Here is a 16,302-nt window from a genome sequence, read left to right on the forward strand (position 1 = left end):
TCCTTTTGGATTTTGACGTGTGTTTCTTAATTCTGTTTAGTTTTCAATGATCTCTTTGCTTTCCTCAAGCGCATTAACATTCTATCACTTATATTCCCACTTGTAAAGAATTTTATACATTTTTTTTGATTTTTTATTATTTTTTGTAAAAACAATGGAATAATCAGCTATTTTTGCAGTTAACAAAAAAAATCAGAGGAAAAATCCTCTGATTTAAAATATTTATAACATTCTGTCTAATCTCGCACGACGCTTTTTAGCATCTGCCAAACATTTTTCTAACAACTCTTCGACATGATCAGGGTTGATTTTAGATAATTGAGCAAAACGGTTTTCAGATAACAAGAAATCTTTAAATTTATCAAAATCTGGTTCTTTAGAATCTAATTGTAATGGATTCTTCCCTGCATCTTCTAAACGTGGATCATATCTTAATAAATTGAAATATCCACAAACAACAGCATCTTTTTGCTGTCTTTGATGGTTAGCTAAACCACCTTTAATACCATGTTCCATACATGGTGAATATGCAATAATCAATGATGGTCCATTATATGACTCAGCTTCTTTAAAAGCCTTAATTGTTTGCATTGGATTAGCACCCATAGCAATTTGTGCTACATATACATGACCATAAGCCATAGCAATTTGTGCTAAATCTTTTTTAGCAACTGTTTTTCCACCTGCTGTAAACTTAGCAATAGAACCAGCTTGAGATGATTTAGATGATTGACCACCTGTATTTGAATATACTTCAGTATCCAATACTAATATATTAACATTTTGATCACTAGCTAAAACATGATCAACACCACCATAACCGATGTCATATGCCCAGCCATCTCCACCAATAATCCATTGGGATTTACTTACCAAATCCCCTTCTTGGCTTAATAATTCTTTAATTCCTTCATTTTTAGAAGCAACGATTAATGGTAACATTTTATCAACAATTGCTCTTTCTTGTTCACGGTTACCTTTACTTGCAACATATTCTTCTAATAATTCTTTTAATTCAGGTTCACAATCAGCTTTATTAGCATCAATTACACTTAATAAGTGATTAGTTTTATAATTTTCAGCAAGTTTCATTCCAAAACCATACTCAGCATTATCTTCAAATAATGAATTTGCCCAAGCAGGTCCTTGCCCGTTCTTATCAATATTACATGGTGTTGAAGGAGTAGAACCACCATAAATAGAACTACATCCAGTAGCATTAGCAATCATCATATCTTTACCGAATAACTGTGATGCCAAACGATAATATGGAGTTTCTCCACATCCACCACATGCTCCTGAAACTTCAAAATAAGGTCTCATAAAGCCAACACCTTTTACAGTAGTTAAAGGATACTTATCTGTTTTATAGCTCACATGCTCATACATATAATCTGCCAGCTTAGCATGTTTTAATTCTTCTTTTACTGGTACCATTTCAAGAGCTTTTTCACCCTTTTTACCTGGACATTCAGTAACACATAAACCACATCCAACACAGTTATCAGGTGAAACTTGAATACGATATACTAATCCACCCATATCTTTCCCCATTGGAACTAAAATATCATCACCAATATTTTCTGGTAAATTACTCATTTCTTCTTCATCTAACAAGAACGCTCTAATAGTAGCATGTGGACATACCATTACACAGTTATTACATTGGATACAGTTTTCTTTTTTCCAACGAGGTACTTCAGTTGCAATTGCACGTTTTTCTTTAATTGCTACTCCTGATTTCATTGAACCATCTAATTTATCCATAAATGCAGATACTGGCAAATCATAACCATCTAAACTATTAATCACAGAAACAAATTCATCAAAATGTTCATCTCCAATAGCACTTCTAGTTGTACTAACAGTTAAATCTGCCCATGAACCATCAACAACTACTTCTTCAATGGCATCCTTACCGGCATCAATGGCCTTATAGTTAAGTTGTACAATCGCATCACCTTTTTTACCATAAGTCTTTTTAGCCATTTCTTTCATATACTCAACAGCTTTATCAATTGGTAAAATTTGTGGGTTTAAGGCAAAAAATGCAGATTGAAGAATCGTATTCGTTCTTCTACCCATACCAATTTCACTAGCTATCTTATTAGCATTGATAATATAGAATTTAGCTTTTTTATCAGCTAATTGTTTTTTCACACGATTTGGCAAATAATCAACTATTTCTTCTTTAGAAAATTCCGTATTTAATAAGAATGTTCCTCCATCTTTAAGATTTTTTAACATATCATATTTAATTACATAGTTATCTAATGAACAAGAAATAAAATCAGCATTATTTACATAATATGTCGCTCTAATTGGTGTATGTCCAAAACGTAGATTAGAACGAGTTGCTCCACCTGCTTTTTTAGAGTCGTAAGCAAAATATGCTTGAGAGTATAAATCAGTATTATCACCAATAATTTTAATTGAAGATTTATTTGCTGATACTGTACCATCAGACCCTAAACCATAAAATAGACAAGCTGTATAATCAGCATCCACATGGAATGTTGGATCTTCTTTTAATGATAAATGAGTTACATCATCATTAATACCAATTGTAAATGAAGTAAATGGATCATCTTCTAATAAATGATCATAAACTGCTTTGATTTGACGAGGTGTTGTATCTTTAGATCCCATACCATAACGTCCACCAATTACAGTTTTTACATGATCAACATCTTTTAGAACACTAACAACATCTAAATATAGCGGTTCTCCAGTTGCCCCCATTTCTTTAGTTCGATCTAAAACAGCAACTTTTTCTACAGTACTTGGTAATACATTTAATAAGTACTTAGCAGAAAAAGGACGATATAGATGTACTTTGATCAAACCAACACGATCACCACGACGGTTCATTTCATCAATTGTTTCTTTAATTGTTTCTGTAACAGATCCCATTGCCACTATTACTCTAGATGCATCAGCTGCCCCATAATATGTAAATGGTGCATACTTTCTTCCAGTAATTTCAGAAATCTTATTCATGTAGTCAGCAACAACTTCTACTACAGCATCATAATGTTTATTTTGAGCCTCACGACCTTGGAAATAAATATCATCATTTTCAGCTCCACCACGTTCAATTGGATTTATGTGTGGGTTCATTGCATTTTTCTTGTATTTAGCTAGTGCTTCTTTATCAAGCAGACTTTCTAATACATCATAGTCCATTACTTCAACTTTTTGAATTTCATGAGATGTTCTAAATCCATCAAAGAAATGCATAACTGGAACTGAAGATTTAATTGCTGTTAAATGAGCAATTCCACCTAAATCCATTACTTCTTGTACTGAATGCGAACAAATCATCGGCATTCCAACTTGACGACAAGCATAAATATCTTGATGATCACCAAAAATATTTAACGCTCTAGTTGCAAGTGCTCTTGCAGATACGTGGAATACACCTGGTAATAATTCCCCAGCTATTTTGTATAAATTAGGAATCATCAACAATAGCCCTTGAGACGCAGTAAAAGTAGTTGCAAGAGCACCACCTTGTAAAGCACCATGGACCGCACCAGCAGCTCCGGCTTCTGATTGCATTTCAATTACATTAACTGGTGAACCAAAGATATTTTTCTTACCTTGAGCAGACCATGCTTCAGCGTTTTCAGCCATTGGAGATGAAGGTGTAATAGGATAGATACTTGCTACTTCTGTAAATGCATAAGCCACATGCGCTGCAGCAGTATTACCATCCATAGATAAAAACTTTTTAGCCATTTTTAAAAATCCTCCTTTTGCATAACTATATTATACTACGACACTTATTTATTTGCCAGTTATAAATACTAAAAGAAGAGGACAAAAGATAAATCTTTGTACAATTACTTTTATCCTAAATAAATTCTGTTTTTATCCTTATTTCATATTATCGTGCTATATGAGCAATTAATATTTTCTATTATATCAAATTAATTCAAATACTTTATCTCGTTGTTTTAATATAATACATAAAAATAAAAAAACTTATTTTAAACTCCATTAAAACAAGCTTTTTTTATAATCTTAATCTTTTAACGCCATATAGGAAGCTGCTGCTCCTAACAAATAGATAATCGTGTCTAAAAAATCTCCTACAATCATAAATTTAAAACACATTTTAAACATTTCAATAAATAATTCAACACTAAAGACTGGTAAAGTTATGGTCACATACAAAGCTTGTGCAATAATTATACCTAACAAATAAGTTACTACTGAGGTAACAGCTAACTGTACTCCACTTTTTCTTAATACTTTTTTTATTGCCATCGCTTGCAAAATTCCCACAAGTATAGTGAAATAAGAAAAATTAAAGCCTATTTTAAATGTAATCCACTCCATGATAAACCCTAAAACTATTGAGACACCCATTCCAATCCCAATAGCAACAACATAATCTTTACCACAGATCTTTTCGTTATTATTTTTATTAAAAAAAGCTCGCGCTTCTTTCCTTTGTTTATATTCACTGTATTTATCTTGAAAACTCATTTTTTACCATCCTTTACAATCGATTCAATATATTTTTGAACCTTATCTTTCAAATCATCACGATTTAAAGCAAAATCAATAGTTGCTTTAATAAAACCAAATTTATCCCCTACATCATACCTGACACCTTCAAAATCATACGCATAAACTGCTTGAATATCCATCAAACGCTTAATTGCATCTGTTAATTGAATTTCACCACCAGCACCCTTTTCTTGATTTTCTAATAATTCAAATATTTTAGGAGTTAAAACATATCGCCCAAGTACCGCCATATCACTTGGTGCTTCATTTATAGCTGGTTTTTCAACCATATCATTTAATTTAACTAAGCGTTCACCACATTCACGTCGATGAAATTTAGACGGACTAACTATCCCATACTTGCTAACATCCTTATGCTCTACTGTCTGTACCCCCACAACTGATGCCTCTTTATACATATATGCATCAATCAGCTGTTTTAATGCTGGTTTAGTATCATTAACAACAACATCATCTCCTAACAATACCGCAAAAGGTTCATCACCAATGAATGACTTAGCACACAAAACAGCATGTCCCAATCCTTTAGGCTCCTTTTGACGAATATAATAGATATTTGCCATATCAGCAATATCTTGAATCATTTTAACTTGTCCCATTTTTCCAGATTCACTTAAACGAGCTTCTAGTTCATATGATCTATCAAAATGATTTTCCATTGCATGTTTATTAGAGTTAGTGATTATTAATATTTCTTCAATCCCACTTTCAACCGCTTCTTGAATAATATATTGAATTGTAGGAGTATCAACAATTGGTAACATTTCTTTTGCTAATGCTTTTGTTGCCGGTAAAAATCTTGTTCCTAACCCCGCTGCTGGTATTATTGCTTTTTTTACTTTCGCTTTCATTTTTTCTCCTTTTTATATTACCTATCTAATTTATTAAATTATCATAATTTGATGATTTTTTATTTTGCCAAATATTTAAAGGCATAAATCTTATCACTAATAACATTGCGACAAAACCACCAATCATTCCTGCAACATGTCCTGTTAAAGATATTGAAGGAACTAAAACTGAAATTAATAACATTAATAATATACTTGATGATATTTGTTTAAATAAATAAGCATAAATATTTTTAAACTTTATTGCCAATGCTAATAAAGCTCCCATCAATCCAAAAATAGCTCCGGAAATCCCACCCATCACACTATATGCACCACTGTCATTAATAAGGTAAAGCAAGCATGGTAACAAGGTTGTTGCTATCATCGAAATTGCCAATACGATTGCATAACGCTTTTGACCTAGTAAATGTTCCATAACTGAGCCTAAATTCACAAGCGAATAACAGTTACAAAAGATATGCATTAAGCCAAAATGAATAAAATTAGCTGTAATCAATCGATAATATTCATTAAAGTGAACTACTAAGATTGGATTAAATCCGCCTGTTCTTAACCCTTCATTAGCATTCATATCTAATCCATATTTAATTGTTGTATAAACATATACTAATATACATATCCCAATTACACTTGTCGTAATTGGAAATTTTTTATAATCATATTTCATCTTATTCTCCTATAAATTCAAATATTGACATCTGGTCAATATTTACCTCAGCATCTACTAATGATTTTTTATTATTTTCATAAATCCGATCAAACGAACTATCAGATAAGATATCTTTAATATAAATTGGCGTAACTCCTATATCTAATAGTCGATCATTTCCTAAATATAAACCTTCAATAGCCATTGGAATTGTCCAATTATTATGAAGATTCTGCAGCGCAGTAAACCAGGTAGCTCCATTATTAATACTAGTTGAAACAATTATTTGATATTTTGAAAGCGCACAAACATAACTGTTACGATCAATTGCACTTGTAATATCAAAATAGCTATTTGGATCTTCAGCACTTAACATTAATAATTGTCCTGATTTCAAATATTTGCGATAATCATTTTGCTTTGCAGTTAATCTTTCACATACAAAATTAATACAATTAGCACCTTGATGCAAAGCATATTTAAACGCTAATTCATCAACACCTTTACTATCATTAGATATATAGATAAAATCATCTTTAATTGTTTTATCAAGTAGACGTTTTATATAAGTCCGGTCTTTTTTAGTAACTTTAGTTAAACCAGCTAATGATACACCTTCTTTAATAATATTTATATCTCCACAATAAAATAAATATAATGGTGCTCTTTTTCTTAAATATTTAATTAATCTTTGAGGATAATTGTCCTCATATTTAGTGGTAATATTTATCCCATTATGTTCCAAATTATTTAACACACTTAAAAAAATATTAATTGTTTTTAAACGTCTGGACATCTTATAAGCAATAAATTCATTTACTCCTAATATATCTTCTAGTTCGCATTGAGACATAGAAAGCAAACTTGCAGGTCCAGACAATTCTTTCTTTTTAATAATTTTTTCAATCATTAACCATTCATCAGTAGTTAGAGGAACTTCCTTATATGCCTTCAACTGAGCACAAAATAGCATCATTGCAATACTGTCTAAATTCAATTTAATTCGTCCCAACCTTCTCGCCTCCTCTAATACTCACTAAAAATATTCTTAATTTCTTTAATCTCTTTTGTTTTACTTAAAGCTAGCATCAACAATACCCTAGCCTTTTGCCCAGAAAGCGTATTTGATGGAATACATATATTATTAGGATCAAAAGTTGTACTTTCATAAACAATTCCCTGATTCACACGTGAAGCACGAACGAAAATAATTCCCTCATTATACAAACGTTCAATTTCTTGTAGCCAAGTCTTACTATAATTACCACTGCCACTACCAATTATCACTATCCCTTGATGATCTTTAGCCATCATCGTTAAAATTTCAACATTAGCACCAGCATAATAATACACAATACCTACAGAAGGGAGGACCTTAGGTAATTCATTACTAAAAATCGATTGAAGCGTATGCTTTTTGAACGTTCTTGAAAACATTAATACTTCATCATCATGCATATAACCTAAACATCCAAAATCTTTTTGATCAAAAGCATCAATTTTAAAATTACTTATTTTTTGAATATCTCTCCCCGAATATATAGTACTAGAAAACAAAGCCATTACCCCATGACCTAAAGCATCATCACTTGAAGCTAAGCAAACTGCTTGATATAAATTCATTGGCCCATCGGCACTTGTAGCACTTGCTGGTCGCATTGCACCTGTTAAAACAACTGGCTTATATGTATTGATCGTTAAATTTAAAAAATAGGCAGTTTCATCTAATGTATCTGTACCATGAGTAACTACAATCCCATCTACATCATCCTTACTAGCTAATTCATTGATTTTATTTGTTAGAATAAGCCAATGATCTTCATTCATTTCATTACTATCAACATTAAAAAGTTGAATTGCTTTTAAATTTGCAATCTCATTTATCATTGAAATAGAATCAATAATTTCTTTAATATCAATCTTTCCAGCTTGATAGTTAGTAGCCTTTCCAACTTTACCACTACCAGCTATAGTTCCACCAGTAGCTATAATAACAATATTTTTCATTTTATCACCGCTTTTATTATAGCAAATTTATTGTAGCATAAAAAGGAAAAACGTCTCTTTGTATTAAAGAGACGTTAATCATCTAACTATTTATCAGCTACTAATACTTTATCAGTAGTATGTTCTAGAATAATTTCTTCAGCAGCAGCTTGTGCAGCAGCAAGACGTGCAATTAAAACACGATATGGTGAACAAGAAACATATGTTAATCCTGTCTTATGGCAGAATTTAATTGATTCTGGATCTCCACCATGTTCACCACAAATACCTAATTTGATATTTGAACGAACACTACGACCTTTTGCAGCAGCCATTTCAATTAACTGACCTACTCCACTTTGATCCAATGATACAAATGGATCAACTTGAATTACTTTACGTTTAATATAATCTGGTAAGAAACTTCCAGCATCATCACGAGAGAATCCAAATGTCATTTGAGTTAAGTCATTAGTACCAAATGAGAAGAATTCAGCATGTTTAGCAATCTCATCAGCTGTTAAAGCAGCTCTAGGGATTTCAATCATTGTTCCAATCTTATAATCAATTTTAGCATTTTTAGCCATAATAGCAGCATCAATTGCTTTAGTAACATTGTCTTTTACATAAGCAATTTCAGATTCACTACCAATTAATGGTAACATGATTTCAGGTACGATCGTACATCCTAATTCTCTTTCTACATCGATGGCAGCATCAACAATAGCTCTAACTTGCATGTTATAAATTTCTGGATATGTTACCGCCAAACGTGAACCACGATGTCCTAACATTGGGTTAGTTTCCTTTAATGTTGCACCTTTAGTCTTTACTTCATCTAAAGTTTTACCTAATTTATCAGCAACTGCCTGATATTCTTCATCTGTATGAGGTAAGAATTCATGAAGAGGTGGATCTAATAAACGAACAGTAACAGGTAATCCAACCATCGCACGATAAATTCCTCTAAAATCTTCCACTTGGAATTTATATAATTCATCTAATGCTTTAATTCTTTCTTCAACAGTATCAGATAAGATCATTTGTCTTACATATTCAATACGATCTCCTTCAAAGAACATATGTTCTGTACGACATAATCCGATTCCTTCAGCTCCAAATTTAATTGCAACTGCTGCATCACGAGGACTATCAGCATTAGCACGAACTTGTAATTTTTTAATTTCATCAGCCCATGACATTAATTCAGCAAAATCACCTGTTAATTCAGATTCTTCAGAATCTAAAATTCCCATATATACTTTACCACTTGTACCATCTAATGAAATTTCTGTTCCTTCTGGATAAGTTTTTCCATCAATTGTAAATGTTCCTGCATCATAATCAATCGATAATGCTTTTGCACCTACGATACAGCATTTACCCATACCACGAGCAACTACAGCTGCATGACTCGTCATTCCTCCAGTAGAAGTTAAAATACCTTCACAATCAACCATACCTTGAATATCTTCAGGAGAAGTTTCGTGTCTTACTAAAATAACTTTTTCACCAGCTACAGCTTGTTCATGAACCTTTTCAGCAGTTAAATATACTTTTCCAGCTCCAGCACCTGGTGAAGCAGGTAATCCTTCAATCAACACCTCAGCAGCAGCTAATGCAGCAGGTGTAAAGTTTGGATGTAATAGTTGTGAGATTTGATCAGGTTCTACTCTAGTCATCGCTTCATATTTATTGATTAAACCTTCATGTACTAAATCAACAGCAATTTTTAACGCTGCTTTTCCAGTACGTTTACCATTACGAGTTTGTAAAATATATAATTTACCATTTTCAACTGTAAATTCACAGTCTTGCATATCTTTATAATGTTTTTCTAAACCTTTAACAATAGTAATTAATTCTTTATAGATTTCTGGCATATCTTCTTCTAATTTAGCAATTTTTTGTGGTGTACGAATACCTGCAACGACATCTTCACCTTGAGCATTGATCAAGTATTCACCATAAATATGATTATCACCATTAGCAGCATTACGAGTAAATAATACACCCGTACCTGAATCATCTCCCATGTTTCCAAATACCATTTGTTGAACATTTACCGCAGTTCCTAAATCATGAGGAATTCCATTTAAGTTACGATAAATGATTGCACGATCATTATTCCATGATCTAAATACAGCTAAAATTGCTCCCATTAATTGCTCTTTTGCTTCTTGTGGGAAATCTCTACCTAATTGAGTTTTGAAAATTTCTTTATATTGAGGAATAATTGTATTTTCAAAATCCTCAGCAGTGATATCTAAATCACTTTCATATCCATTTGCAGTTTTTAATTCTGTTAATTTAGCTTCAAATAATTCTTTGTCAACTTCACAAACAACATCAGAATACATTTGAATAAATCTACGATAACTGTCAAAAGCAAAACGACGATTACCAGTTTGTTTAGCTACAACTTCAACAGTTTCATCATTCAAACCTAAATTAAGAATTGTATCCATCATCCCAGGCATTGAGAATTTTGCCCCTGAACGAACTGAAACTAATAAAGGATTATCTAATCCACCTAATTTTTTTCCAGCTAATTTTTCTAGTCTTTCTAAACAATCATCAATTTGTTTTTTCATTTCATCATTGATGATCTTTCCATCAGCATAATATTCATTACATGCTTCTGTAGTAACAGTAAAACCTTGTGGTACTGGTAACCCCAAATTGACCATCGCAGCTAGGTTAGCCCCTTTACCACCAAGAAGGTCACGCATCATTTCGTTTCCTTCACTAAACATATAAACATATTTTTTCATTTAATATAATCCTCCTTAGAATTAATCCATGAGTATATTATACACATCTTCATCCATTCATTCAAGTGAAAGCGCTTTGAAAATATCATATTTTGTTACAAAAAAAGATTGTATCGCTAAAATACAATCTAAATCTATAAATAATTACTTCCTATTAGCAATTTCTATTTCAATTTTACGATTATTTATCTTCTGTTTATTACAATTTTTAACAACCTTATTAACCACTTTCTTTTTAATGTCAATAAATGTAAACTTACGTTTAATATCAATATCACCAATATCTTCTTTTTTTATTCCTGCTTTACTTACAAAGAAGTTAATAATTTGTGGAACTTTGATTCGATCCATTGAACCAGCAGTAACAAAAATTCTTGTAAAATCTTTATTATTACGTTTTCCTTTACCACCCTCATTACCACTAGCTTCCTGAATTTTTTCACGTGTATAATCATACCCTAATTGATCTTGATAATTCATATATAATAAAGCTGCAGTAAAATCAGCTAACATTGTTGGGTCAATTTCATTAACTAATTGTTTAAACTTCTTATGATTACCTGCTAAAATAACATCTTCAACATCACTAACCAATGCACCGATCTTTGCTTCAGAAATTTCTTGAAGAGTTGGAATAACAGCTTTAGTAATTGTTGATTTAGTAACTCTTTCAATCTGTCTTAAGAATCCCTTTTCTCTTGGGGTAATGATAGAATATGCTAAACCTTCCTTATCTGCACGACCAGTACGTCCAATTCTATGAACATATGATTCAATATCCTGTGGCAGCTCATAGTTAATTACATGGGTAACATTTTCAACATCAATACCTCTTGCAGCAACATCAGTTGCAATTAAAAAATTAATTGTTCCCTTTTTAAATTTACGTAGCGTGTTCATCCGATGATTTTGACTTAAATCACCATGCATTGCTTCAACATTATAATTAGCTTGTTGCATTTGTTCAGTAACTTCATCAACACTTCTTTTAGTTCTACAGAAAATTATTCCTGTTTTTACATTTGCAACATCAATCAAACGACATAATGTTTCAAAACGATCTTTTTGTCTTACTTCATAATAAAACTGTTTTACAGAAGTTGCAGTTGTCTGTTTCGATAAAACTGCAACATGTTCAAAATCATCATGCATATAGTTTTGTGCAATCTTTTTTATTCCTGCAGGCATCGTAGCAGAAAAAAGAATTGTTTGACGACTATCATCTACCTTTTCTAAGATTGTTTCAATGTCTTCAACAAATCCCATATTTAACATCTCATCAGCTTCATCTAAGACAACAAATTTAACATTAGTAAGTTTTAAAACTTTACGTCGCATTAAATCCATTACTCTTCCTGGTGTTCCTACAATAATATCAATCCCTTTTTTTATTGTACGAATTTGTTTTTCAATATCACTTCCACCATATACACAGGTAATTTTACTACCATTATATTTTCCAATACGATTCATTTCTTCATGAATCTGCATTGCTAATTCTCTAGTTGGAGAAAGAATTATTGCTTGTGGTAATTTATCATTAGAAGGACTTATCTTAGATAAAAGAACACTCCCAAACGCTAAGGTTTTACCTGTACCTGTTTGCGCTTGACCTATCGCATCAACTCCAGTAAGTAAAACTGGAATTGCCTCCTCTTGAATTTGTGAAGGTTTTGAAAACCCCATATCTTCAATTGCTTTTAATACTTCATTACTTAATCCTAATTGTTCAAATTTATTTTCAATCATCATTTATACCTTTCTAGACACGTTGCGAGTATAGCATAATTATACGCAATATACAAACTTATTTTTAGAATTTATATTATTTTTTATACAAAATATCGTTATTGTTATTATACTAGCATTTATTTAATATTATTGATATAATCTTGACAATAATATTTAATAAAATATAAAATGGAGGTATTTTTATGGATAATAAAGTTATTTGGCAAGATCGAAAACATTTTATGTGGTTTCCTTTAAGTTTTACAAAATATCAAATAAAAAATGAACGTTTATACCAAGAAACTGGTTTAATTAGCACTCATTATGATGAATTACTACTATACCGTATTACTGATTTATGCCTACAAAGAAATTTTGCACAAAAAATCTTTGGTACTGGTACTGTTGTTTTATATACAAAGGCTGATAGCAGTAAAGAAATTCATTTAAAAAACATTAAAAATGCTAACGAAGTAAAGGATATAATTTCCTCTTTAGTAGAAGAAGCTCGTGATAAAAAGAAAGTAGTAGGAAAAGAATTTTTTGATGATTCTTATGGTTTAGATGACCAATTTGATTAAAAAAACCATCAAGTGATGGTTTTTATTATGCAATCCAATATTTACAATTAGCTATATCATAAATTAAAGTATTTTCATGACTTTTAAATAAATAATCTTCTTCAACATCTTTAAACATATAAGTGACTCTATTTAAAGCATTATAAAGATACTCAAAATCATTAATTCTAACTGTATCATTTTCTTTACTTAAAACAAAAATATTTCGATTAATACCCTGATACCCTTTAAAATATGCACGATTAGTATCATAGAAAGTAATTAAATAACTGTATATACCATTTTCCATATATTCTAATGAATTAAATAAGTACAGCTCATATTTATCATCTAACATATAATACTTTAATTTAATTGTTAAATAATTATTATCATTTTTTAGAAGCTGATAATAATATTCACCACCAAAGTTTAATTCTTTTAATGTATCATAACAATCTTTTAAAGCTGTATCAATAAATTTCCTTTGATCCTTATTTAGATAATAAGTTTGTTTTGGCTTAGCCTGGTCTACTTTTTTTATTAATTGAGCAAACTTTTTCATCGCTGCATCATTAACTTCCAATACATAATCCCAAACTATTACCTTAATCAAATAGGGTCTATCTTTTGTACCAGTATAATAAATTAACTCCTGATCTAATTCTAGATAATCACAGATTTTAGAAGATTGTATTTTATCTTCAGCATCTATAACAATTTCATTATGAAAAAACTCATAATACTTACATTTATTCAATAATAATTTTTCGTTTATAATTTTACTTAACTCTTTAAACGTCAAACTTTCATCAACATCTAAAGTTATTTTATTTTCCTTATAAGATATTTTTAATCTGAATTTATTAATCATCTTATCCCCCATAAAACTATTCATTTATTTTCAAAAGAACAGCAGCCATGTGTTTACAATTACTTCCTCCAGAAGCATGTGGACAATCACAGGCTATTTTCTTTATTTTGTTTTTATCTAATTCAATTGAAACCATATATTTTGTACTTCCATCTACAGATGCCACAATTTGTTCATCACCTTTATAGATCAAATCAACCAATCCATCTTGATAGTATTTTATTCCTCTTTCAATAATCCACGGTTTAAATAATAATTTCCAACTATCTAAATATGCCTGATTTATTCTTTCCTTATTTATATTATATGATTTGATTTGTTCAAAACAGAATCTTGTCGCTTTTACATCTTCTAACGCATCATGTGCTTCAAAACTATAACCAAAATACTTAGCACAAGTTGACAAAGATTGCCATTTATAACCGCCACGATATCCAACTTCTCCATATATAGGAGCAAACTCTTTCATTGGATCTCTAAATTTGTATTTACTTATATCCATCCCATAATTCTTTAAAATACCTTGTTCAAACGCAATGTTGTAGCAAACAATAAAATCACAACTATCAAATATATTCTTTATCATATCAATATAACTTTCAAAACTAGGTTTATCTTTTACCATTGATGGAGATATTCCATGCACCCTTTGTGCATTTGACCATGTAAAATGATGCTTAGGTTTACATAATTCATTAATTAAAATTTCTTCATCCTGATTAATTATTGCTACTTGTACTACTTCATCATCATGATATCTATTTACCCCAGTTGTTTCAAAATCTAAAACTACATACTTGCTCTTCATACTTACACCCCATGTTTCAAAGTTTACCACAATTTGTCAAATGATGCTATTTATATTATTAATTACTCTTTAGTTATAATTATACATCATTAATATTTTAACTTATTTTTTGCTTTACTTATATAATTTCAATACATCTTATGTTGTTATTAAACAAAAGAGTGTAGAGAATAATCTACACTTTTAAATATTTCAATACATCTTATGTTGTTATTAAACTACAAGAACTAGAAGACCATATTTACAATATTATCGAATTTCAATACATCTTATGTTGTTATTAAACGCGCCGAGAGAATGGCTAGGTGAGCAGTTTCTCATATTTCAATACATCTTATGTTGTTATTAAACTTGAATATGGGATATTAATTGCTATAGATAACGTATTTCAATACATCTTATGTTGTTATTAAACCCACAAAAAGAAAATCCCGATTTAGTTTTATTGGAATTTCAATACATCTTATGTTGTTATTAAACACCGTTATACGAAAATGATGTTGTGAATGTAGAAAGATTTCAATACATCTTATGTTGTTATTAAACTTATCCATGTAAACCAGATATTTTCGAGCAAACTTAATTTCAATACATCTTATGTTGTTATTAAACGCCACCAGCATTTAAAAATGAATACGATCGTATGGTATTTCAATACATCTTATGTTGTTATTAAACAATGTATCCATATATATTACTGTAGTGCCTTGTGGCATTTCAATACATCTTATGTTGTTATTAAACCACTACGTAGCAGTAAATCTATTGTTCTTGGTCTGTCATTTCAATACATCTTATGTTGTTATTAAACTATGTGTTGTCGATAATGATTTTTTTCTAAAACTTAATTTCAATACATCTTATGTTGTTATTAAACATATGGATTAGAAGTCAAAATAAAACAAGTTTAATATTTCAATACATCTTATGTTGTTATTAAACATTTTTTGTTTTTGTGGATTTTTATTATCATCTTCATTTCAATACATCTTATGTTGTTATTAAACTAAAACACCTTTTATATTACACTTCGATATAAGTAAATTTCAATACATCTTATGTTGTTATTAAACTAAAAATAAAACAAATAAACGTGATGAAACGTTGTTATTTCAATACATCTTATGTTGTTATTAAACACTATGTTTAATAAAATCACAGTTGGTAAAAACGGATTTCAATACATCTTATGTTGTTATTAAACTGAAATTTGGAATTCGGCTTTTTCATATTTTGTTAATTTCAATACATCTTATGTTGTTATTAAACGTAGAGGTATAAAAAAGGATGCACAGGAAGATGATTATTTCAATACATCTTATGTTGTTATTAAACCCTAGTAAATAAGCCACTTTCTATATTTTATTATACTCCAAAACATATATATATCAACACTTTTCTGTTTTTTTACCAGGCGATTTTACTTTTTTATAATTACCAGTCAAAATCTTTTGAACTCTTACTCTCCCAATAGTTTTAGGACATTAAAAAGAAATTGAGCCTGGTAAATTATATAATTAAACTATC

General features: G+C 30.3%; 11 protein-coding genes and 1 CRISPR repeat array. Of the genes, 1 reads left to right on the forward strand and 10 read right to left on the reverse strand.

Going from position 1 to position 16,302, the window contains the following annotated elements:
- Positions 1–222: 222 nt before the first annotated feature.
- The 8 genes from nifJ to ACLR9T_RS12055 form a co-directional block, all read right to left on the reverse strand.
- On the reverse strand, positions 223–3,741 hold the full coding sequence (gene nifJ, locus ACLR9T_RS12020) for a pyruvate:ferredoxin (flavodoxin) oxidoreductase (RefSeq protein WP_413109760.1): 3,519 nt from the start codon (positions 3,739–3,741) through the stop codon (positions 223–225).
- Positions 3,742–4,026: 285 nt separating this feature from the next.
- A complete protein-coding gene (locus ACLR9T_RS12025; RefSeq protein ID WP_413109761.1) occupies positions 4,027–4,494 on the reverse strand; it encodes a hypothetical protein in 468 nt (155 codons plus the stop codon).
- On the reverse strand, positions 4,491–5,390 hold the full coding sequence (galU, locus tag ACLR9T_RS12030; protein ID WP_413109762.1) for a UTP--glucose-1-phosphate uridylyltransferase GalU: 900 nt from the start codon (positions 5,388–5,390) through the stop codon (positions 4,491–4,493). The genes ACLR9T_RS12025 and galU overlap by 4 nt, the downstream gene beginning before the upstream one ends.
- Positions 5,391–5,415: 25 nt before the next feature.
- Positions 5,416–6,060, reverse strand: coding sequence for a rhomboid family intramembrane serine protease (locus tag ACLR9T_RS12035; protein WP_413109763.1), 645 nt, complete (start codon positions 6,058–6,060; stop codon positions 5,416–5,418).
- A 1-nt stretch (position 6,061) separates the two neighbouring features.
- Complete coding sequence (locus ACLR9T_RS12040; RefSeq protein ID WP_413109764.1) at positions 6,062–7,054, reverse strand: DNA-processing protein DprA; 993 nt, start codon at positions 7,052–7,054, stop codon at positions 6,062–6,064.
- Between the two features lie 14 nt (positions 7,055–7,068).
- A complete protein-coding gene (locus tag ACLR9T_RS12045) occupies positions 7,069–8,049 on the reverse strand; it encodes an asparaginase (protein ID WP_413109765.1) in 981 nt (326 codons plus the stop codon).
- 86 nt (positions 8,050–8,135) lie between these two features.
- On the reverse strand, positions 8,136–10,802 hold the full coding sequence (gene ppdK / locus ACLR9T_RS12050) for a pyruvate, phosphate dikinase (protein WP_413109766.1): 2,667 nt from the start codon (positions 10,800–10,802) through the stop codon (positions 8,136–8,138).
- A 144-nt stretch (positions 10,803–10,946) separates the two neighbouring features.
- Positions 10,947–12,551: a DEAD/DEAH box helicase gene (locus ACLR9T_RS12055; protein WP_413109767.1), complete on the reverse strand. Its 1,605-nt coding sequence runs from the start codon at positions 12,549–12,551 to the stop codon at positions 10,947–10,949.
- Positions 12,552–12,736: 185 nt separating this feature from the next.
- On the opposite strand from ACLR9T_RS12055, the gene ACLR9T_RS12060 reads away from it, so the two are divergent.
- Positions 12,737–13,114 (forward strand): PH domain-containing protein, encoded by a 378-nt coding sequence (locus tag ACLR9T_RS12060; protein ID WP_413109768.1) that lies wholly within the window; start codon positions 12,737–12,739, stop codon positions 13,112–13,114.
- A 25-nt stretch (positions 13,115–13,139) separates the two neighbouring features.
- Here ACLR9T_RS12060 and ACLR9T_RS12065 read toward each other — a convergent pair whose 3' ends face one another.
- A complete protein-coding gene (locus tag ACLR9T_RS12065) occupies positions 13,140–13,967 on the reverse strand; it encodes a hypothetical protein (RefSeq protein ID WP_413109769.1) in 828 nt (275 codons plus the stop codon).
- A 16-nt stretch (positions 13,968–13,983) separates the two neighbouring features.
- Complete coding sequence (locus ACLR9T_RS12070; protein WP_413109770.1) at positions 13,984–14,775, reverse strand: exonuclease domain-containing protein; 792 nt, start codon at positions 14,773–14,775, stop codon at positions 13,984–13,986.
- Positions 14,776–14,900: 125 nt separating this feature from the next.
- A CRISPR array of direct repeats spans positions 14,901–16,110; the repeat unit is 30 nt; unit sequence ATTTCAATACATCTTATGTTGTTATTAAAC.
- The last annotated feature ends 192 nt before the right edge of the window (positions 16,111–16,302 follow it).

Source organism: Thomasclavelia sp. (assembly GCF_047249845.1).
Taxonomy (GTDB): Bacteria; Bacillota_I; Bacilli_A; order Erysipelotrichales; family Coprobacillaceae; genus Thomasclavelia.

What these genes read in the sequence shown, in the direction of transcription:
- nifJ (WP_413109760.1), bottom strand. Translation starts at nt 3,741, where the DNA reads ATGGCTAAAAAGTTTTTATCTATGGATGGTAATACTGCTGCAGCGCAT.
- ACLR9T_RS12025 (WP_413109761.1), bottom strand. Translation starts at nt 4,494, where the DNA reads ATGAGTTTTCAAGATAAATACAGTGAATATAAACAAAGGAAAGAAGCG.
- galU (WP_413109762.1), bottom strand. Translation starts at nt 5,390, where the DNA reads ATGAAAGCGAAAGTAAAAAAAGCAATAATACCAGCAGCGGGGTTAGGA.
- ACLR9T_RS12035 (WP_413109763.1), bottom strand. Translation starts at nt 6,060, where the DNA reads ATGAAATATGATTATAAAAAATTTCCAATTACGACAAGTGTAATTGGG.
- ACLR9T_RS12045 (WP_413109765.1), bottom strand. Translation starts at nt 8,049, where the DNA reads ATGAAAAATATTGTTATTATAGCTACTGGTGGAACTATAGCTGGTAGT.
- ppdK (WP_413109766.1), bottom strand. Translation starts at nt 10,802, where the DNA reads ATGAAAAAATATGTTTATATGTTTAGTGAAGGAAACGAAATGATGCGT.
- ACLR9T_RS12055 (WP_413109767.1), bottom strand. Translation starts at nt 12,551, where the DNA reads ATGATTGAAAATAAATTTGAACAATTAGGATTAAGTAATGAAGTATTA.
- ACLR9T_RS12060 (WP_413109768.1), top strand. Translation starts at nt 12,737, where the DNA reads ATGGATAATAAAGTTATTTGGCAAGATCGAAAACATTTTATGTGGTTT.
- ACLR9T_RS12065 (WP_413109769.1), bottom strand. Translation starts at nt 13,967, where the DNA reads ATGATTAATAAATTCAGATTAAAAATATCTTATAAGGAAAATAAAATA.
- ACLR9T_RS12070 (WP_413109770.1), bottom strand. Translation starts at nt 14,775, where the DNA reads ATGAAGAGCAAGTATGTAGTTTTAGATTTTGAAACAACTGGGGTAAAT.